18 protein-coding genes are annotated in these 18,815 nt (G+C 50.5%); 10 read left to right on the top strand and 8 right to left on the bottom strand.

The features are described from left to right. Nucleotides 1–516, top strand: a complete 516-nt coding sequence (locus ACO0LN_RS16760) for a CNP1-like family protein (RefSeq protein ID WP_422975719.1) — start codon at nt 1–3, stop codon at nt 514–516. 84 nt (nt 517–600) lie between these two features. On the opposite strand, the gene proB is transcribed toward ACO0LN_RS16760, so the two are convergent. The 4 genes from proB to rplU form a co-directional block, all read right to left on the bottom strand. Further along, a complete protein-coding gene (gene proB, locus ACO0LN_RS16755) occupies nt 601–1,719 on the bottom strand; it encodes a glutamate 5-kinase (protein WP_422949545.1) in 1,119 nt (372 codons plus the stop codon). A gap of 305 nt (nt 1,720–2,024) precedes the next feature. Further along, complete coding sequence (gene obgE, locus ACO0LN_RS16750; RefSeq protein WP_110255241.1) at nt 2,025–3,137, bottom strand: GTPase ObgE; 1,113 nt, start codon at nt 3,135–3,137, stop codon at nt 2,025–2,027. A 286-nt stretch (nt 3,138–3,423) separates the two neighbouring features. Further along, on the bottom strand, nt 3,424–3,690 hold the full coding sequence (rpmA, locus tag ACO0LN_RS16745; RefSeq protein ID WP_422949546.1) for a 50S ribosomal protein L27: 267 nt from the start codon (nt 3,688–3,690) through the stop codon (nt 3,424–3,426). 46 nt (nt 3,691–3,736) lie between these two features. Next, nucleotides 3,737–4,048 carry a 50S ribosomal protein L21 gene (rplU, locus tag ACO0LN_RS16740; RefSeq protein ID WP_110255243.1) on the bottom strand — a complete coding sequence of 104 codons (312 nt, stop codon included), beginning with the start codon at nt 4,046–4,048 and terminating at the stop codon, nt 3,737–3,739. A gap of 263 nt (nt 4,049–4,311) precedes the next feature. Between rplU and ispB the strand changes: the two genes are divergently transcribed. The 7 genes from ispB to ACO0LN_RS16705 all read left to right on the top strand — a co-directional run bounded on the left by ispB (nt 4,312) and on the right by ACO0LN_RS16705 (nt 11,195). Continuing rightward, nucleotides 4,312–5,292 carry an octaprenyl diphosphate synthase gene (ispB, locus tag ACO0LN_RS16735; protein ID WP_422975717.1) on the top strand — a complete coding sequence of 327 codons (981 nt, stop codon included), beginning with the start codon at nt 4,312–4,314 and terminating at the stop codon, nt 5,290–5,292. A gap of 324 nt (nt 5,293–5,616) precedes the next feature. After that, the gene (pilB, locus tag ACO0LN_RS16730; RefSeq protein ID WP_422975715.1) at nt 5,617–7,347 is read left to right on the top strand and encodes a type IV-A pilus assembly ATPase PilB; all 1,731 of its coding nucleotides are present in this window, start codon (nt 5,617–5,619) and stop codon (nt 7,345–7,347) included. 15 nt (nt 7,348–7,362) lie between these two features. Further along, entirely contained in the window at nt 7,363–8,598 is a 1,236-nt protein-coding gene (locus ACO0LN_RS16725) for a type II secretion system F family protein (protein ID WP_422949548.1), read from the top strand. A 35-nt stretch (nt 8,599–8,633) separates the two neighbouring features. Next, nucleotides 8,634–9,458 carry a prepilin peptidase gene (locus tag ACO0LN_RS16720; RefSeq protein ID WP_422975713.1) on the top strand — a complete coding sequence of 275 codons (825 nt, stop codon included), beginning with the start codon at nt 8,634–8,636 and terminating at the stop codon, nt 9,456–9,458. Beyond that, entirely contained in the window at nt 9,458–10,090 is a 633-nt protein-coding gene (coaE, locus tag ACO0LN_RS16715; RefSeq protein WP_422975711.1) for a dephospho-CoA kinase, read from the top strand. Before ACO0LN_RS16720 ends, coaE begins: the two co-directional genes overlap by 1 nt. 167 nt (nt 10,091–10,257) lie before the next feature. Beyond that, nucleotides 10,258–11,013 carry a cell division protein ZapD gene (gene zapD / locus ACO0LN_RS16710; RefSeq protein ID WP_422975709.1) on the top strand — a complete coding sequence of 252 codons (756 nt, stop codon included), beginning with the start codon at nt 10,258–10,260 and terminating at the stop codon, nt 11,011–11,013. 2 nt (nt 11,014–11,015) lie between these two features. Continuing rightward, the gene (locus ACO0LN_RS16705) at nt 11,016–11,195 is read left to right on the top strand and encodes a DNA gyrase inhibitor YacG (RefSeq protein WP_162039882.1); all 180 of its coding nucleotides are present in this window, start codon (nt 11,016–11,018) and stop codon (nt 11,193–11,195) included. Between the two features lie 177 nt (nt 11,196–11,372). On the opposite strand, the gene ACO0LN_RS16700 is transcribed toward ACO0LN_RS16705, so the two are convergent. The 4 genes from ACO0LN_RS16700 to alr all read right to left on the bottom strand — a co-directional run bounded on the left by ACO0LN_RS16700 (nt 11,373) and on the right by alr (nt 16,012). After that, nucleotides 11,373–12,929, bottom strand: coding sequence for a sigma-54-dependent transcriptional regulator (locus tag ACO0LN_RS16700; protein ID WP_422975707.1), 1,557 nt, complete (start codon nt 12,927–12,929; stop codon nt 11,373–11,375). 55 nt (nt 12,930–12,984) lie between these two features. Continuing rightward, on the bottom strand, nt 12,985–13,548 hold the full coding sequence (locus tag ACO0LN_RS16695) for a hypothetical protein (protein WP_422975706.1): 564 nt from the start codon (nt 13,546–13,548) through the stop codon (nt 12,985–12,987). Beyond that, nucleotides 13,545–14,837, bottom strand: a complete 1,293-nt coding sequence (locus ACO0LN_RS16690) for a D-amino acid dehydrogenase (protein WP_422975704.1) — start codon at nt 14,835–14,837, stop codon at nt 13,545–13,547. The genes ACO0LN_RS16695 and ACO0LN_RS16690 overlap by 4 nt, the downstream gene beginning before the upstream one ends. Nucleotides 14,838–14,908: 71 nt before the next feature. Then, nucleotides 14,909–16,012 (bottom strand): alanine racemase, encoded by a 1,104-nt coding sequence (gene alr / locus ACO0LN_RS16685; protein WP_422975702.1) that lies wholly within the window; start codon nt 16,010–16,012, stop codon nt 14,909–14,911. A 439-nt stretch (nt 16,013–16,451) separates the two neighbouring features. On the opposite strand from alr, the gene ACO0LN_RS16680 reads away from it, so the two are divergent. Together ACO0LN_RS16680 and ACO0LN_RS16675 are read left to right on the top strand one after the other, a co-directional pair. Continuing rightward, the gene (locus ACO0LN_RS16680; RefSeq protein ID WP_422975700.1) at nt 16,452–17,561 is read left to right on the top strand and encodes a hypothetical protein; all 1,110 of its coding nucleotides are present in this window, start codon (nt 16,452–16,454) and stop codon (nt 17,559–17,561) included. A 37-nt stretch (nt 17,562–17,598) separates the two neighbouring features. After that, nucleotides 17,599–18,807 (top strand): toxic anion resistance protein, encoded by a 1,209-nt coding sequence (locus ACO0LN_RS16675; protein WP_422975698.1) that lies wholly within the window; start codon nt 17,599–17,601, stop codon nt 18,805–18,807. Nucleotides 18,808–18,815 lie beyond the last annotated feature (8 nt).

Below are 18,815 nucleotides of genomic sequence, written 5' to 3'. Positions count from 1 at the left end.
ATGTTGAATAACAAACTACGCTACCTCCCCCATCTTGCCATCATCGGTCTGGCCTTGCTGCCTGTCAGCCAGGCTTTTGCTGCAGATGAAGAGGAAGAAGACAAGGAGTGGCGCGAAGTCGCCCTGCAATTGCCAGAGGCACCGAAAGCTGAAAATCTCTTGAATTTTTACAAGAGCCCGAGCCAGTCTTTCGCGATTGATACCAAATCACTGACCGTAGCAGCAGATGGCACCATCCGCTACAGCCTGGTTGCCACCAGTTCTGGCGGCGCAAAAAACATCAGTTATGAAGGCCTGCGCTGCCAGACGTATGAAGTCAAGCTGTATGCGTTTGGCCGCCCCGATGGCACATGGTCACGTTCCCGCCGCAATCAATGGGACACCATCACGAACACCGGTGCCAACAAACAGCACGCCACTTTGTTCTCAGAATATTTTTGCGAAGGTAAAACCATCGCAGGCAAAGCCAGTGTCTTGCTGGACAAGCTGCGTGGCAAGAGAACCTCGTATTACTAGGCTGATTCCTTAGCAAGACATACAAAAAATGGGGCTGGATCAATTCAGATCCAGCCCCATTTTTTTACCCGTTTTATATTCGATTTACAACAAAACCAGGTTGTCACGGTGTATCAGCTCGGACTCCTCGACAAAACCAAGTATGGATGCAATTTCAGAAGAGGCATGGCGTTTGATGCGCCGTGCATCCGCGCTTGAATAGTTAATCAAGCCCCTGGCCACTGAAGTACCCGCTTCATCGCAAAGGGTAACTACTGCACCACGACTGAATTCACCGCGCACATCCAGCACCCCTATCGGCAACAAGGACTTGCCTTCACGCGTCAGTTTTTGCACTGCACCGGCATCCAGTACAACCTGGCCCAGTGTCTGCAAATGATCCATCATCCATTGCTTGCGTGCGGCCACCGGAGCCATTTGCGAAATCAGTTGTGTCCCTATGGCTTCACCTTGCGCCAGGCGCAGTAAAACATTGTCTTCACGCCCCCAGGCGATGACAGTATGTGCACCTGAGCGGGCACCACGCTTTGCTGCCAGTATCTTGGTCAGCATGCCGCCACTGCCGAGGCTGGAACCCGCACCGCCCGCCATCGCTTCCAGCGCCAGGTCACCTGCCCTGGCTTCATGAACGAAAGTGGCATCCGGGTCTTTGCGCGGGTCAGCGGTATACAGGCCTTTTTGGTCAGTCAGGATGATCAAAGCATCAGCTTCAATCAAATTGGCAACCAGCGCACCCAGGGTGTCATTGTCACCAAACTTGATTTCATCAGTGACCACCGTGTCATTTTCATTGATGATGGGGACTATGCCCAGACGCAGCAAAGTAAACAGGGTGGAACGCGCATTCAGGTAGCGTTCACGGTCGGCCAGGTCGGCATGCGTCAATAAGATTTGTGCGGTGCCTAGCTGGTGCTCACGAAAACTGCTTTCGTAAATTTGCGCCAGGCCCATCTGGCCTACCGCAGCACAAGCCTGCAATTCATGAATGGCAGTTGGCCGCTTTTCAAAACCCAGGCGTTGCCGCCCTTCGGCAATAGCACCTGAACTGACCAGCACCACTTCCTTGCCCATGGCACGCAGGCCAGCGATCTGGGCAGCCCATCTGGCGATGGCTTGCTTGTCCAGGCCCTTGCCATCATTAGTGACCAGAGACGAACCTACTTTGATGATCAGGCGCTTTGCTTGCTGAATGACAGATTGCATAAATAAGTACGAATATGATTTGGCGACGTTGCCACACGAAAGCGGCAAACAAATCAAAATTATACTTTATATGGATACTATCGATGCAATCTAAATTTAATTCATATTTAAAAGCAATATTCTACTTTTTATGAGATTTTCATTATTAAAAAGAAATTATTTCAATATCAAAATAATCATTCATCTTCCATGCATCAGAAGAGATGGCGCGCTTGATGAACAACAACTGACGATCAATTAATGCGTAGTTGGAATGGGTCGTTGGTGGCAGGCGTAAAAAAACCTGGTTTTCACCAGGTTTTCTTTTAGTCTTCGATTACTTTAAAACGCGGATCATCTGGGTCAATGGACAAGATACCCTGCGCTTCTTCTTTCATCGTGGTTTCTTGCGAACGCTGTTCATGCGTACGCTTTTCTTCCAGATATTTATAAATCTCGGTCACCAGCTCTTCACAACCTTCGCGGTTCAGGGCGGAGATTTCAAAGACCGGACCTTTCCAGGCGAAACGCTTGATAAAGTCTTTGACCTTTTTCTTGCGTTCATCTTCAGTCAGCACGTCGAGCTTGTTGAGTACCAGCCAGCGTGGCTTCTCATACAGGCTTTCGTCGTATTTACGCAATTCCTTGATCAGGGCCTTGGCTTCTTTGACAGGATCGACGGCTTCATCAAACGGTGCCAGATCAACAATATGCAAGAGCAAGCCAGTGCGTTGCAAATGCTTCAAGAACTGGATGCCCAGACCTGCGCCATCAGCAGCGCCTTCGATCAGGCCAGGAATGTCGGCGATGACGAAGCTTTTTTCATGGCTGACACGGACCATACCCAGGTTAGGATGCAAGGTCGTGAAAGGATAATCAGCAATTTTCGGGCGCGCATTCGATACCGCAGTAATGAAAGTCGATTTACCGGCATTTGGCAACCCCAGGAGACCTACGTCAGCCAGTACTTTCAATTCCAGGCGCAATTCACGACGTTCGCCTTCTTTACCATCAGAGCGCTGACGTGGCGCACGGTTGGTCGAAGTCTTGAAGTGGATATTACCCCAGCCGCCCTCGCCGCCTTTGACGAGTTCAACTTCCTGACCATGTTCAGTCAGATCAGCGATGACTTCATCGGTATTTCTGTCGCAAATTTGCGTGCCAACCGGCATGCGCAGGCGGATATCGTCAGCGCCTTTGCCATAACAGTCTGCACCACGGCCATTTTCACCGTCTTTGGCTTTATGCAATTTGGAATAGCGATAATCAACCAGGGTGTTGATATTACGGTCAGCTACGGCCCAGATACTGCCGCCACGGCCACCATCACCACCGTCAGGACCGCCAAATGGACGGAATTTTTCTCGGCAAAAGGATGCCACACCATTGCCACCATCGCCGGCGATTACTTCGATACGGGCTTCATCAATAAATTTCATTTTTACCACCTAAAAAAGCTTGTATAAATTTTTGTAACCTGATGGAACAATAAATTTATACAGGATTTCTTCAAATTAAAAGGGCTAACTTCAAACTGCCTGTGCAGAGTGCTTAGAACCTGTTTTCGATCTTAAGCGCGAGCGTGATCTTACGGAGAGGTGAACTTGCGGTAAGAGATTGCCGCAATGAGCTGGACCGGAGACTGATCCAACTAAAAAGGCCCTACCGATGGCAGAGCCTTTTTATCATACTGGCTTGCGCCCTGCTTTGAATTACTTCAAAGCATTACGCTGCTGCGTCTGCAACAACAATTGCGAACTGGTGACGTGCTGCACCTTTGATTGCGAATTGTACTTTGCCGTTGACCAGAGCGAACAAAGTGTGATCTTTGCCCATACCAACGTTTTCACCAGCGTGCACGCGTGTACCGCGTTGACGAATGATGATGCCGCCAGCATTGATGGTTTGGCCGCCGTAAACTTTAACGCCAAGGCGTTTTGATTCTGAGTCACGACCGTTGCGCGTGGTGCCGCCGCCTTTTTTGTGTGCCATTTTTAATTAGCTCCTTATACAGGTAGATTGATTGCTGATCTACAGATTAGCCGTTGATAGAAACGATTTGCAATTCAGTGTAGTTTTGGCGATGGCCTTGACGTTTCTGATAGTGCTTACGACGACGCATTTTGAAAATGCGCACTTTGTCGTGACGACCGTGATCTATAACCTTAGCCAGCACCGTAGCACCTGCGACCAATGGAGCACCAAATTTAATGGTCTCGCCAGCGCCCAATGCGAGCACTTGATCAATGGTGATTTCGGAGCCAATGTCTGCAGGTATCTGTTCTACTTTAAGTTTTTCACCAGCGACAACTTTATATTGTTTGCCACCGGTTTTTATGACCGCGTACATGTGAAACCTCATCAAATAAAAATTAAGAATTTTCTCCCCCGCCAGACAAAAATACATCCGGGAAGTCGGGAAAACCCCAAATTGTACATAATCCTGTTCAACGCGTCAAAGACTATTTGCATATTTTTTCAGCACACTCATAGTAAACAGGCAATTGACTTGCAATACCTGTATGAAGTGCAAGAGAACTGGTGCAATTCAAGCAAATACCAGCACTGCATCGTATAATCGCGGTCATCCCGGATTCTTAAGCAGGTTCTCCCTTGTCTGCCACAAATAACCAAAACCCCATCACTGAACTGATCGCCGTCGATATGGACGAAGTGAATCAGGTAATCCGCAACAAATTGCATTCTGAAGTTGCCCTGGTCAACCAGATCGCCGAATACATTATCAGCGCCGGTGGCAAACGCATACGCCCGGTACTGGTCTTGCTGGTGGCCAATGCCTTTCAATATCAAGGCAAGCATCATCATGAGCTGGCCGCCATTGTTGAGTTCATACACACAGCCACCCTGTTGCATGATGACGTGGTAGATGAGTCCTCCATGCGCCGTGGCCGCAAGACGGCCAATGCCCTGTTTGGCAATGCTGCCTCGGTATTGGTAGGTGACTTTTTGTATTCACGTGCCTTTCAGATGATGGTGTCCATCAACAGCATGCAAATCATGCAAATCCTGGCTGACGCGACGAATGTCATCGCCGAGGGCGAAGTTCTGCAGTTGCTTAATATGCATGACCCAGACGTGACTGAAGAACGCTACCTGCAGGTGATACGCTCAAAAACTGCCAAACTGTTTGAGGCAGCAGCAGAAATTGGTGCCCTCATTGCGGGTGCCAATCAGACGGAAATCGGAGCCGCAGGCGAATATGGACGGTCTTTGGGAACCGCCTTCCAACTGATTGATGACGTTCTTGATTATTCTGGCAATGCCGAGGACATAGGCAAAAACGTTGGTGATGACTTGCGCGAAGGCAAGCCTACTCTGCCTTTGATCTACCTGATGAAAAACGGTACATCAGAAGAGCGCGAACTGGTACGCGCTTGCATAGAAAATGGTGACGAATCGAAATTTGATGCGATACTGGCTGCCATTACGCAATCAGGTGCTCTCGCATATACGCAAAATGAAGCTGTGAAAGCTGCTGAGCGTGCCGCAAAAGCCATTTCGGCCTGGCCAGACAATCAATATAAACAGGCCATGATCAAGCTTTGCGCCTTCGCCGTCGGAAGGAATCATTAAATCGACAAATTCGTGGATTTAACAGATTGTTACAAAATTAAGCAGGGTCACATCCCTGCTTAAAATCCATGCGGCACCGCGGAAACAAAAGACTGGTAAATTCAGCGTGGCAATTTACCGGAAAACATTCTATACAGAGTAAAGAAGCTGTAGATCTTTGTCGTCATTAGCAAATAGATTTAAAACTCGATGCAGTTGTAACAGTGCTGCATTTTTTGCCCATTTCCCGGCCTGCACACTGGGGAACGACTTTACAAATAACAGGCTTAGTTGCATTATCCTAAGGCAACTGATTGTATTGGCAAATTTTACTCAAAAGATCCTATGTCCGCAGTCTTACCAAATTCAGCATCCCAGATGCCAAGCTCTGGCTTGGCGAGAGCGTTGACGCAGGCCAATTTATTGACTGCCGCCCAGGTTGAAACTGTCAGTAAAAAAGCACAGACAGACAAAACCGGCTTTATTGATGCCCTGACGCAGAGCGGCACCGTTAGCGCACGCGACCTGGCGACCTTCTGTTCGGATGCCTTTGGCTATCCCTTGCTGGATTTATCACTGATCAATGAGTCGCAGATCCCGGAAAAGCTGGTTGATCAAAAACTCATGCAATCTCAGCGCCTGATTGCTATTGCCAAAAAAGGCAATAAAGTATCCCTGGCGATCTCTGATCCAACCAATAACTCTGCCCTCGATCAGGTCAAGTTTCAGACCGGTCTGGGTATAGACATCATCATCGTACAGCACGATGCCCTGGTTAAATTGCTGGATAAGCTGGGCAAGTCTTCAGAGCAGAGCCTCAATGAAATCGGAGGCGATGAATTTGAGCTGGAATTCAAGGAAGATGATCTCGGCGCAGGTGCGGCGGCTGAAGCACAGGCTACTGAAATTGATGATGCGCCTGTCGTTAAATTTCTGCAAAAAATGCTGATTGATGCGATTAATCTAGGTGCATCCGATTTGCATTTTGAACCCTTCGAAAAGTTCTACCGCATACGCTTCCGCGTGGATGGTGAGCTCAGGGAAATTGCCCAGCCGCCGCTGGCAATCAAAGACAAGTTGTCTTCCCGTATCAAGGTTATCTCCAAACTCGACATCTCGGAAAAGCGTGTTCCGCAAGATGGTCGTATGAAATTGCAATTGAACGCCAACAAGGCGATCGACTTCCGTGTGAGCACATTGCCCACCCTGTTTGGCGAAAAGATCGTAATGCGTATCCTGGACGGTTCGCAAGCTCAAATGGGTATTGATGCGCTGGGTTACGACCCAGACCACAAAGCTATCCTGATGGAGGCGATACAACGCCCGTACGGCATGGTGCTGGTGACCGGCCCTACCGGTTCTGGTAAAACCGTATCTCTGTACACCTGCCTTAACGTCATTAACAAACCTGGCATCAATATCTCGACTGCCGAAGATCCGGCCGAGATTAACTTGCCTGGCGTAAATCAGGTCAATGTCAACGACAAAGCTGGCCTGACTTTTGCGGTGGCGCTGAAGTCTTTCCTGCGTCAGGATCCTGACGTCATCATGGTGGGTGAGATCCGTGACCTGGAAACCGCTGATATCGCCATCAAGGCTGCACAAACGGGCCATATGGTGTTCTCTACCCTGCATACCAATGATGCACCTGCCACCCTGACCCGCCTGATGAATATGGGTGTGGCGCCGTTCAATATCGCATCCTCTGTCATTCTAATCACGGCACAAAGGCTGGCACGCCGTCTTTGCACTTGCAAGAAACCAGTTGAGATTCTCGATGAAGTCTTGCTGGCAGCTGGCTTCAAGGATGATGATCTTGATGGCACCTGGAAACCTTATGGTCCGGTGGGCTGCGAACGCTGCAATGGCGGCGGCTATAAAGGCCGGGTCGGTATCTACCAGTTGATGCCTATTTCCGAACCAATAGAACGCTTGATACTTGCCAGTGCTGGTGCCCTGGATATTGAAGAGCAGGCGCAGCGTGAAGGCATCAGAAATTTACGGCAATCCGGATTGATGAAAGTCAGACAGGGACTGACCAGCCTCGAGGAAGTCCTCGGATGTACCAACGAATAATAAGAGAAAATTAATATGGCAACCAATCTGGCAAAATCAGCAAAAGCAGGGCAACCCAAGGAGCAGTTGTACGCCTGGGAAGGCAAGGACAAATTTGGCAAGGTCGTCAGGGGTGAAACGCGCGCTGGCGGTGAAGCCATTGTGAATGCCACCCTGCGCAGGCAAGGCATCCTTGTTACCAAGTTAAAAAAGAAGAGTTATACCTCCGGCAAGGCGATTACTGATAAAGACATTACTCTGTTTACCCGCCAGTTGGCAACGATGATGAAGGCAGGTGTACCGCTGTTGCAGTCCTTTGATATTGTGTCCAAAGGCCATAGCAACCCCTCCGTGTCCAAATTATTGCAGGATATCCGTGGTGACGTAGAAACCGGGACCAGTCTGAACGCGGCTTTCCGCAAGTTCCCCCTGTATTTTGATCCCTTGTTTTGCAATCTGGTGGGTGCAGGTGAGCAAGCCGGTATTCTGGAAGACTTGCTGACCCGCCTTGCGTTGTACAAAGAAAAAACCATGGCCATCAAGGGCAAGATCAAATCAGCGCTGACTTACCCTATCGCCATTCTGGGTATCGCTTTTATCGTGACCGCAGTTATCATGATCTGGGTGGTTCCGGCGTTTAAACAGGCCTTCAGTAGCTTTGGTGCCGAGTTGCCAGCACCGACACTGATCGTCATGAACATCTCGGACAATTTCGTCAAATATTGGTACATCATCTTTGGTGGCTTGTTTGGCGGCATTTACTTCTTCATGCAGACATGGCGTCGCTCATTGAAGATGCAACAATTCATGGACAGAGCGTTATTGCAGGCACCGATTTTTGGTGATGTAATCAAAAAAGCAACTATCGCTCGCTGGACACGCACGCTGGCCACCATGTTTGCCGCTGGTGTGCCTTTGGTTGAATCCCTGGATTCCGTTGGCGGTGCAGCCGGTAATGCGGTGTATCTGGATGCAACCATCAAAATCCAGACTGAGGTCAGTACTGGTACAAGCCTGACTGTCGCCATGCAGAATGCCAATGTCTTCCCTCCCATGGTCACGCAAATGGTGGCGATTGGTGAGGAATCCGGTGCGTTGGACCAGATGCTGGGCAAGGTTGCCGACTTTTATGAAGATGAAGTCGATGAGGCCGTTGCTGCCCTGTCGAGCCTGATGGAACCTATCATCATGGTGATTCTGGGTGTGGTCATTGGTGGCCTGGTGGTTGCCATGTACTTGCCTATCTTCAAAATGGGTTCGGTCGCAGGATGATTGAGACGTTTTTATTTGCAGGTCCGCAGCATGGATTGTCCACAATAGCCTTCGGGCTATTGGGACTACTGATAGGAAGTTTCCTGAATGTGGTGATTTATCGCCTGCCTAAAATGTATCTGCGTGAAGTGGATAATTTTGTCGCAGAGCAAAGGCAGGAGCCATTGCCGCACCAGGACAGGTTTGACCTGATGCTGCCTCGCTCTGCCTGCCCGCATTGCGGGCACAAGATCACGGAACTGGAAAATATACCCATCATCAGCTACCTCGTCATTGGTGGCAAATGCACAGGCTGCAAAGCCAAAATTTCCATACGCTATCCCCTGATAGAAGCACTGACGGGCCTGCTCACTGCTGGCATGATCTGGCATTTTGGCAGCGGTGTGATGGGCATGAGTGCGGTGATCTTTGTCTGGTTTCTGATTGCCATGACCTTCATCGACATAGACCATAAATTGCTGCTGGATGACCTGACCCTGAGCCTGATGTGGCTAGGCCTGCTGTTGAATGCCTACGGCGGTTTCGCTACGTTGAAAGACGCAGTAGTGGGCGCCGCCATTGGCTACATGTCGCTATGGTTAATCAACTGGATTTATGAAAAACTGCGTGGCAGACCCGGCTTTGGCTACGGCGATCTCAAGCTACTGGCAGCCTTTGGTGCCTGGATGGGCTGGAGCATGTTGCCAGTTATTGTTTTATTATCGACCCTGGTCGGCTCTGTCATCGGTATAGGACAAATTATCTCCAAGAAATTTGGCTGGGAAACAGAAATTCCCTTTGGCCCTTACCTGACTGGTGCCGGTCTGATAGCACTGATCTGGGGCCGGCAAATTGTCGATTTTTATCTGAGCACCTTGTGATGGCTGGCAATCATGCGCCTGTTTTTTCATTAGGCCTGACAGGCGGTATAGGCAGCGGAAAAACCACAATTGCCAATATGCTGGGTGAACTGGGCGCAGCGCTGATCGATACCGATCTGATCGCCCATCAGTTGACGGTGCCGGGTGGTCTGGCCATTCCTGCCATACGCACACAATTTGGTGATGCATTTATCGCCGCAGATGGAGCGATGGACCGGGCAGCCATACGGCAACTGGTGTTTGCCGATACGGCGCAAAAACTAAAGCTCGAAGCCATATTGCATCCGCTTATACGTACAGAAACAGAACGTGCAGCAAACGAAGCCACAGGTGACTACCGTATTTTCGTCGTACCGCTGCTGGTAGAGTCAGGCAACTGGAAACAGCGCGTAGATCGCATCCTGGTCGTTGATTGCGATGAAGAGACACAAATCAAACGCGTCATGTCACGCAACCAGTTAAGTCGTGAACAGGTAGAGGCCATCATGCGCAACCAGGCCAGCAGGCAAGCCAGGCTAGCTGCCGCTGATGATGTCATCGTCAACAATGGCGACCTTAAAAATATAAGCGAAGAAGTTTTGCACTTGCATGAGCTGTATCTAAGACTGGCAAAAAAAAGCATTAGAGACTAAGCCTGCACGCAAACGCCAGTATCAGCGAGAGGATATTGAAAGCACATGCAACATTTTCCTACAAAAAAAATAACGGAAATCTGCACGCGATGTTTGTAATTTCACACAGTATGGTTCAGAATCATGTGCAGCTTTGATGAGCACCAAATTTTGACAGGGAAACTATTTTGATTGTTTACGAATACCCTTTTAACGAGCGTATTCGCACGTTATTGCGGCTGGAAGACTTATACGAAAAATTCACGTTTTTCTTGCATCAGTCTGACCCCATGCAGCATCACGTTGCCCTTGCCACCATTTTTGAAATGTTGGAAGTCGCTGGTCGCGCCGACCTCAAATCCGATCTCTTGCAAGAACTCGAAAGACAAAGACACACACTCATCAGTTTCAAATCCAATCCCAATGTACAGGCGGAAATGCTGGACAAAGTTTTGGATGACGTCGATCGCGCCAGCAGTGCCCTGGTTGCCAGTACAGGCAAGACCGGCCAGAACATACGCGACAATGAATGGCTGATGAGCATACGTGGCCGCACCATCATCCCTGGCGGCGCCTGTGAATTTGACTTGCCCAGCTACCATGCCTGGCAAAAAAATACGGCAGAAAAACGCTTTGCCGACATCAGTGCCTGGTTTGCCCCTATCGCCCCGCTGTTTGATGCCATCAATGTGGTCTTGCGCCTGTTGCGCGAATCTGGCTCTACATCCAAAGTCATCGCCCAGGCTGGCAGCTACCAACAGATGCTGCAAGGCAAGGTTTATCAGTTATTGCGCGTCAATGTCCTGCAGGAACTTGGTGCCATACCTGAAATCTCTGCGAATAAATATATGTTGTGGATACGTTTTATGTCCCAGGATGGCGACATGAAGCCCAAGGCTTATGAAAACGATATTCCGTTTGACCTGACTCTCTGTAATTTCTGAACATGGCTACTTTTGTTGATTGTCCCACCTGCAAAACCAAGGTGGAATGGAAAGAAGCGAACCGCTGGCGTCCTTTTTGCTCTGAACGCTGCAAGCAAATAGACCTGGGTGCCTGGGCTGAAGAGAAATACACGATACCTGCAGTCAATTTACCTGAAGACCCGGAAGAACTGGCTGAATAAGCCAAGTCACTGACTTAGAACGTGTTTACGATCTGTAGCGAGCGTCAGCGGGGTCAGGGTAATATTAAAACGCAGCGCAAAAAGCGGAATGTAGTCCAGTACATGAGCATTTTGAGCAGCGCATGAGGCCCCGCATTAACTCCAGTTGCGTTAGCGCTTAAGATCATAAACATGTGCTTAGCGTTTTTGCGGGATACCGTATTTACGCAGCTTGGTAGCAATCATGGAATGTGAAGTCTCCAGGCGTGTCGCCAGCTTGCGGCTGGATGGATATTGCGGATACAGGTTTTCCAGCAAACTGCGCTCAAAGGCATTCACCGACAACTCCCAGCTCTCGGTAGCATCGCTCTTCACCACTTCTGCCGTGATACTGCCTTCGGCCCAATCAAGATCAGCAGCCTCCAGTACCCTCTGGTCTGACATGGTAATCGCGCGGAACACGACATTCTGCAATTGCCTGACATTGCCTGGCCAATGATTCGACACCAGGGCTGCACAGGCTGATGAATTCAAACGGCATACCGGTTTTTGCGCCTGAGTGCAGGCACGTTCTATGAAATGCCTGGCCAATGGCAGGATATCGTCAGGGCGCTCGCGCAGGGCTGGCATTTCCAGGTGCAAGACATTCAGTCGGTAAAACAGGTCTTCACGGAAACTGCCTTCCTGCACCATCTTGCGCAAGTTCCTGTGAGTGGCGCTGATGATGCGCACATTCACCTTGACCTCTTTATCACTGCCTATGCGGCGGAATTTGCCATCATTCAGAAAACGCAGCAGCTTGGCCTGCAGGTACAGCGACATCTCGCCTATCTCATCGAGAAAGACCGTGCCACCGTCAGCCATTTCAAACAGGCCAGGTTTGCCGCCACGCTGGGCACCGGTGAAGGCGCCGGACATATAGCCAAACAACTCGCTCTCTGCCAGGCTTTCTGGCAAGGCTGCGCAGTTCAATTCCAGGAAAGCCGCATTGCTGCGGCCACTGACACCGTGGCAAGCCTGGGCCAGCAATTCTTTGCCGGTACCGGTTTCGCCCGTGATCAGTAAAGGGGCATCAACCACCGCTACCCGTGCTGCCTTGGTTTTCAGGCTGCTTATCTGTTCAGATTCACCAATGATGAAATGAAAGCCACTGCCTTCAGAATGCTGCAGGGCATGCAGGCGACCACCTATGCGGGTAGGTGCGTGAAAGGTCAGCACGGCACCTACAGAGCGTCCATGGGTAATATCGACGCCCTGTGGCTCGGATACCGGTGTCACATCCATGAAATAAGGCTCGCCATTCAGGCTGACTTCACGGCTGGGCAGGCGGAAGCCGCAATTGACCAGTTCTTCCTGTATGCCGGCATCGTCAAGCACCTGGTTCAGGCTGCGCTGGCACAGGCTGGCTTCACTCATGCGGGTTGCCGTGGCAGCAGCGACATTCGCAATCACGATATGGCCGCTGGCATCAATCGCCAGCACCGGGTCTTCCATGACGGCCATCATTGTGTCGAGATTGAGACGCCTGCGTATGCCTGGCAAGACATCCAGCACCTTGATTTCACCTACCCCACGCACAGACTGGCAATCAGCCTGCAATGAGGGGAGCATGAATTCCAGCAGTTCAGGGCTATCGATATAGATGTTTGGTGGATCAACTTCAACCGCCACCACATTGAGCCCGCGACGCGCCAATACCGCCAGTATTTCGTGGGCAATACCTACTCTGTCCTTGAACTGGATATTGATGCGCATGCGTTGCTTTATGATGAAACGATGAAAGTCTGATCAAGTATGATTAATGTGCGGATTAATACGGTTCCGGGATATAACCACGTGGACGGGCATGCTGGCGGCGGAAAGCGCTATTCGATGCCAGGCCACGCAAACGGCCCAGGTCAAATTGCTCCAGTTGCTGCAAGACTGCACGATTGAGCGTCATTTTAACTTGCATCATCAGCAGATCGACACTTTGCTGGCTGGAAGTACGGGTAGTGCGTCTTTCCTGTGGCACTTCTGCCTCTTCTTCATGAACGGCTTTTTCAATTGCCTTGGAGGCAGCGCGTTCTTCTGCATTGACGAAGCTGCGGTAAACATCTGCCAGGGTGATGATGCCATTGCAGTCACGACAATGCCAGGCATCCTTTTCCTTGCTGTCACGGCTGACCAGGGCATCTTTGCTCAGCACTGCGAGTATCGAGCGTATCAGGCGCGGGGTCTTGCCTGTTGCCTGTGCCAGCGCAGTGATATTCGCGGTGCGCGGCATGACCATCATGATTTGTGCCAGCAACTCTATGGCGGTAAAAAACCGCGCATTCAGATTGGCATCAGAAAAGACCTGGGTTGATGACAGTAATTCTTCAATTGCATTCATGCCAACTCCTTGTGTATAAAAATTGGACTGTTGACGCTGCCGTAACGGTCCATGAATAAACCTTCAGTAGAAATAGCCGGGCGCTTGCCAGAAACCACGTCAGCAATGAACTGACCAGAACCGCAAGCCATGGTCCAGCCCAGCGTGCCATGACCGGTGTTCAGGTACAGGTTGCGGTAAGGCGTAGGACCAATGACAGGGGTGCCGTCCGGCGTCATGGGACGCAGGCCAGTCCAGAATTCAGCTTTGCTGACGTCGCCACCACCAGGGAACAGATCAGTCACTGAATGCTCCAGGGTGGCACGGCGGTCTGCACGCAGGTCGAGGTTATAGCCGGTGATTTCGGCAGTACCACCGACACGTATGCGGTCGCCCAGGCGGGTAATTGCGACTTTATAGGTCTCATCCATGACCGTCGATTCCGGCGCTTTTTGTGCGTCGGTAATCGGAACGGTAATTGAATAGCCCTTGATAGGGTAAACAGGAATCTTGATGCCCAATTCTTTCAAGAGAATCGGGGAATAACTGCCAAGTGCCAATACGAAACAGTCTGCCTTGATCTCACCTTCCGAGGTGATGACAGAAGTGATCGTATCGCCGCTCTTGACCAGTCTTTGTATGCTGACGCCGTACTTGAACTGGACACCCAGTTCTTGCGCGAATGTGGACAGGCTCTGGGTAAACTTGAAGCAGTCTCCGGTTTCATCACCTGGCAGGCGCAAGGCACCGACAAATTTATCCTGCACATTGACCAGTGCGGGTTCCACTTTCAGGCAACCGGCCTTGTCCAGTTTTTCGTAAGGCACATCGTAACGTTTGAGGATGGCGATATCGGCCTCTGCACCGTCCAGTTGTTGCTGGTTGCGGAACAGTTGCAGCGTACCCTGGGTACGTTCGTCATAGCTGATACCTGTATCGCTGCGCAATTGTTGCAAGACATCTCGGCTGTATTCAGCCATGCGCAACATGCGGCCTTTATTGATTTCATAGCGTTTGCTGGTGCAGTTCATCAGCATCTGCGTAACCCAGCGCCACATGGTCGGGTCAAAGCTGGGGCGTATCGCCAGCGGGCTATGCTGCATCATCAGCCATTTGATCGCTTTCAAAGGAACGCCAGGGCCTGCCCATGGCGCTGAATAACCTGGAGAAACTTCGCCTGCATTGGCATAACTGGTTTCCAGGCCTGCTGATGGCTGACGTTCTATGACAGTCACCTCATGACCTGCTTTGGCCAGATAATAGGCTGACGCTGTACCGATAACACCCGCACCCAAGATCACTACTTTCATTTTTTTCTCCCGCTTATACTTTAATTGTCGATTTATTCCGTTGGTCCGTGCCGCTGCGCTTCAGGTCTGCTTCAGTCGCTGTAACTGCGCTCATAGCGCGCGCCCAGGCTGGTCAGCACCTCATAGCCTATGGAACCCGCCCTGGCAGCGACCTGATCTACTGTGTTCTGAGCAGAAATAAGATCTACCAGAGCACCGGGCTGCAAATGCTCTGCAGGTACCGCAGTCACATCCAGAGTAATGGTGTCCATGGACACATTGCCAACCATGGGGACGGCGTATCCGGCGATATGGGCAATCCCGCGGTTACTGAGGCTACGCAACCAGCCATCGGCATAACCGACCGCCACAGTGGCGATACGACTGGTTTCCTTGCTGCGCCAGGTGGCACCATAACCAACACCAGTACCGGCGGGTATTTCACGTGTCTGAATAATCCGGCCCTGCAAATAAGCGACCGGCTTAAGGGGATTAGCCTGACCTGCAACAGGTGCCACGCCATACAAGGCAGCACCCGGGCGGGCCAGGTCAAAATGAAAGTCCTTTCCTAAAAAAATGCCTGAAGAATTGGCCAGGCTGGCCTTGCAACCTGGCATACGCGCCCGCAGCGCATTGAAAGCAGCCAGTTGCTGCTGATTGGCGGGATTGGACTGGTCTTCGGCGCTGGCCAGGTGGCTCATCAGATATTGCACCTGTATGCCGTCAAGCAACTCAGGCTTTGCAAACAATTGATTTACTTCAGCCTCGGACAGCCCCATGCGTGCCATACCGGTATCAAATTGCACGATGGCTGGCAGAGTACGTTGTATTTTCGCCGCAAGTTGCTGCCAGGATATTATCTGACTGACACTATTTAATACTGGTATGCAATTATTTTCGAGGAATTCTGCTTCATAGCCTACCGGCGAACCATGCATGACATAGATTTCTGCCTCTGCCGGCAGGTGTGGCCGCAAGAAAATTGCCTCTTCCAGATGTGCCACAAAGAAATGCCTGCAAGATTCTTGCAGCAAGGCTCTGGCAACGGGTACCACACCCAGACCATAGGCATCGGCTTTCACCGCAGCCCCACACTGCCCTGACCCCAGCATGCCTTGCAAAAGGCGATAGTTATCCCGTACTGCCCTCAGATCAATACGAAGTACTGCGCCTGCTTTTCCAGCTACTTGCATCATATTTCACCACTCCATCACGTAAGCTAACGTGATTTGTAGAAGCAATCCTTGTGCCAAAAAAATTTATTGAATAAATTCAACAACTTACAAACGGCAATCGGTAAATATATTCAAAACTGTATTGAATTCAATACACAATGAATTTCTGTCATCAATCAGTGTAGAGGTCAGCCTCGGTAATGTACATAAAACGACACATTGTATTGATTTGAATACACTGTAAGGAATTAAATACACTAAATCATTTAAGAAATAGAAACGCATGATTCCCGCCTCCAGATCGGTAGGCAATTGTGGAAACTACGCAAAAGAAAACAGTTGAAATTCAAAAATAAGCTTATTGCTTTTCCTATGATGTCATATGACTGTCACGAAACTGTCATAAATGCATGCGCATAATCATTCGTGTCATGAATTAACATGCCGGGAATATTGCCCAATGGAAATTAAACGAATACTTGGTCCTGCCCTTGCGGTGGTTTTATTAATAGGAATAGGTGCTGCAACATACACGTCTTACCAGAAAAATCATGCACTCGAAGCTGCCAGACAGGTTTCGGCAGCGGTCGTTGAAGTCAAGGGCATGATAGGTTCAGAAAAGGAATCGTATTTTTCTGACCCCCGGGTCATTGCTGTTCTCGCCAGCAAAGGCTTGCGCGTCAAAGTCGAAAAGACGGGCTCGCGCGAAATCATCTCCCGTGACTTCAATACCTATGATTTTGCCTTCCCTGCCGGCGCACCCGCCGCCCTGGCCCTGCAAAACAAGGCCAAGGCCAAACAGGTTTACCCCACCTTCTTTACACCGATGGCAATCGCCTCCTGGGTGCAATTGCTACCGACGCTGGAGAAAGAAGGCATAGTCAAGAAGATCAATGATGCCTACTACATCGTTGATATGAAAAAACTGCTGAGCCTGAGCGAGAAAGGCACACGCTGGCGCGAGCTCAAGGACAATACCGCCTATGCCACTGGCAAAAGCATTTTGATCAGTTCCACCGACGTCAGGAAATCCAATTCCGCCGCCATGTATCTATCGCTGGCAAGCTATGTCAGCAATGACAATAACGTCGTTGATGACAATGAACAGCTCAATAAAGTCCTGCCCTTCGTATCATCGTTGTTCCTGCGCCAGGGCTTGCAGGAAGCCAGCAGCGCCGGGCCCTTTGAGGATTACACCACCATGGGCATGGGCAAGGCGCCACTGGTAATGATTTATGAAAGCCAGTTCCTTGAGTACCAGTCCAAGCGGCCAAAACCGAATGCCGACATGGTCTTGCTCTACCCTCAGCCCACTATCTATACCAAGCACATCGTCGTGCCCTTCAATGAAAATGGCCGCCGCCTTGGTGAAGTCCTGGCCACCGATCCTGAATTACAGAAACTGGCAGCTGAATACGGCTATCGCACCGCCACGCCCGAGCATTTTGCCGCGTTCCTGAAGAGTAAAAACCTGCAGGCACCGAACTCGCTGGTGGATGTCATTGATCCGCCCAGCTTCGAAATCCTGGAGCGCATGATCCAGAACATAGAAAAGAAATTTCAGCAATGAGCCTCTCTTGGCAAGCTACATTAAACAGGACATTCAAATGACTGATACCACCACACAAGAAACTACCCTGATCCTCACACCGCCAGAAGTATTGACACCGGTGGCAGAAAAAAAAGCACCGGACATGGTGCCGCTGAAGGCCGAAGTACAAGAGAAAATCGATGTGCAGGTGAATGCCTATATAGACAGCATCCTGAAAGAAGACGTACAAAGCAGCGGCTTTCAAGGCAAACTGGATTCTGCATTCCGCCTGGGCAGGGAAGAAATTTCGAATGCATCGGCACTGATGACAGGCCGCTTCATGGACCGCAATTTTGTTGGCATAGAAGATTCTGCCGCCTTCAAATCCCTGCAAGACATGCGCGTCATGCTCGATGACTTAAATCCTGGCAAGCAAGGCGATTTGCTGACGCAAAACAAGATACTCGGCATCATCCCCTTCGGTAACAAGCTGCAAGCTTACTTCCGCAAGTTCCAGACCGCCGGGTCACAATTGCAAACCCTGATGACGCAGATCTATGCCGCGCGTGATGACATGCAGCGTGATGCCACGGAAATTGAACTCGTCAAAACCAAGCTCTGGGAAGCCATGCAAAAACTCAAGGGCGCAATCTATTTTGCCGAACAGCTCGACAAACACGTCGCCAACCATGTAGAGACAATCAAGGCGAGTGATCCCCTGCGGGCAAAGGCTCTGGAACAGGAAGTGCTGTTTTACGCGCGCCAGAACCTGCAGGATATGCAAACGCAGATGGCGGTCAACGTCAACGGCTACCTGTCCATGGATTTGCTGAAGAAAACAGCACGCGAGATGGTCAACGGCTGCAACCGCGTTGCCACAACTGGCATGTCCGCCATGGCAACAGCACAGACGGTAGCACGCGCCACCGGCAACCAGATGCAGGTCATGGAAATGCTGACCGGCGTCAGCGACACCATAGGCGATCTGGTCACCGAGACCTCAAGACAGTTGGGCAGGCATGTGGAAAAGACCGGCGAATTTGCCGCCAATCCTCTGATAGGCATACAGAAAATCCAGGAGATGTTCGACAACACCTTCAAGGCCATGGATGCGATGGATAATTTCCGTTCGCAGGCAATAGACAGCATGGGCAAGAATAACACCATGCTCAAAGAGCAGATCGGCCGCACTGAACAGTACATGGACAGAACCCGCGCGGAGCAGGCGCGTAGCGCCATGGCGTCCGCAGCATTGGCAGCACCAGATGGCCCTGTCAAACTCTAGAGATCAGC

The organism is Undibacterium sp. TC9W (assembly GCF_049339865.1).
Taxonomy (GTDB): Bacteria; Pseudomonadota; Gammaproteobacteria; order Burkholderiales; family Burkholderiaceae_D; genus Undibacterium.
Note: the sequence above shows the minus strand (reverse complement) of the source record. Positions and strands in the feature narration are given on the sequence as shown.

Bases quoted from the DNA above. Each gene is read 5' to 3' on its own strand.
- ACO0LN_RS16760 (WP_422975719.1), top strand. From the start codon at position 1: ATGTTGAATAACAAACTACGCTACCTCCCCCATCTTGCCATCATCGGT.
- proB (WP_422949545.1), bottom strand. From the start codon at position 1,719: ATGCAATCTGTCATTCAGCAAGCAAAGCGCCTGATCATCAAAGTAGGT.
- obgE (WP_110255241.1), bottom strand. From the start codon at position 3,137: ATGAAATTTATTGATGAAGCCCGTATCGAAGTAATCGCCGGCGATGGT.
- rpmA (WP_422949546.1), bottom strand. From the start codon at position 3,690: ATGGCACACAAAAAAGGCGGCGGCACCACGCGCAACGGTCGTGACTCA.
- rplU (WP_110255243.1), bottom strand. From the start codon at position 4,048: ATGTACGCGGTCATAAAAACCGGTGGCAAACAATATAAAGTTGTCGCT.
- pilB (WP_422975715.1), top strand. From the start codon at position 5,617: ATGTCCGCAGTCTTACCAAATTCAGCATCCCAGATGCCAAGCTCTGGC.
- ACO0LN_RS16725 (WP_422949548.1), top strand. From the start codon at position 7,363: ATGGCAACCAATCTGGCAAAATCAGCAAAAGCAGGGCAACCCAAGGAG.
- coaE (WP_422975711.1), top strand. From the start codon at position 9,458: ATGGCTGGCAATCATGCGCCTGTTTTTTCATTAGGCCTGACAGGCGGT.
- ACO0LN_RS16705 (WP_162039882.1), top strand. From the start codon at position 11,016: ATGGCTACTTTTGTTGATTGTCCCACCTGCAAAACCAAGGTGGAATGG.
- ACO0LN_RS16700 (WP_422975707.1), bottom strand. From the start codon at position 12,929: ATGCGCATCAATATCCAGTTCAAGGACAGAGTAGGTATTGCCCACGAA.
- ACO0LN_RS16695 (WP_422975706.1), bottom strand. From the start codon at position 13,548: ATGAATGCAATTGAAGAATTACTGTCATCAACCCAGGTCTTTTCTGAT.
- ACO0LN_RS16690 (WP_422975704.1), bottom strand. From the start codon at position 14,837: ATGAAAGTAGTGATCTTGGGTGCGGGTGTTATCGGTACAGCGTCAGCC.
- alr (WP_422975702.1), bottom strand. From the start codon at position 16,012: ATGATGCAAGTAGCTGGAAAAGCAGGCGCAGTACTTCGTATTGATCTG.
- ACO0LN_RS16680 (WP_422975700.1), top strand. From the start codon at position 16,452: ATGGAAATTAAACGAATACTTGGTCCTGCCCTTGCGGTGGTTTTATTA.
- ACO0LN_RS16675 (WP_422975698.1), top strand. From the start codon at position 17,599: ATGACTGATACCACCACACAAGAAACTACCCTGATCCTCACACCGCCA.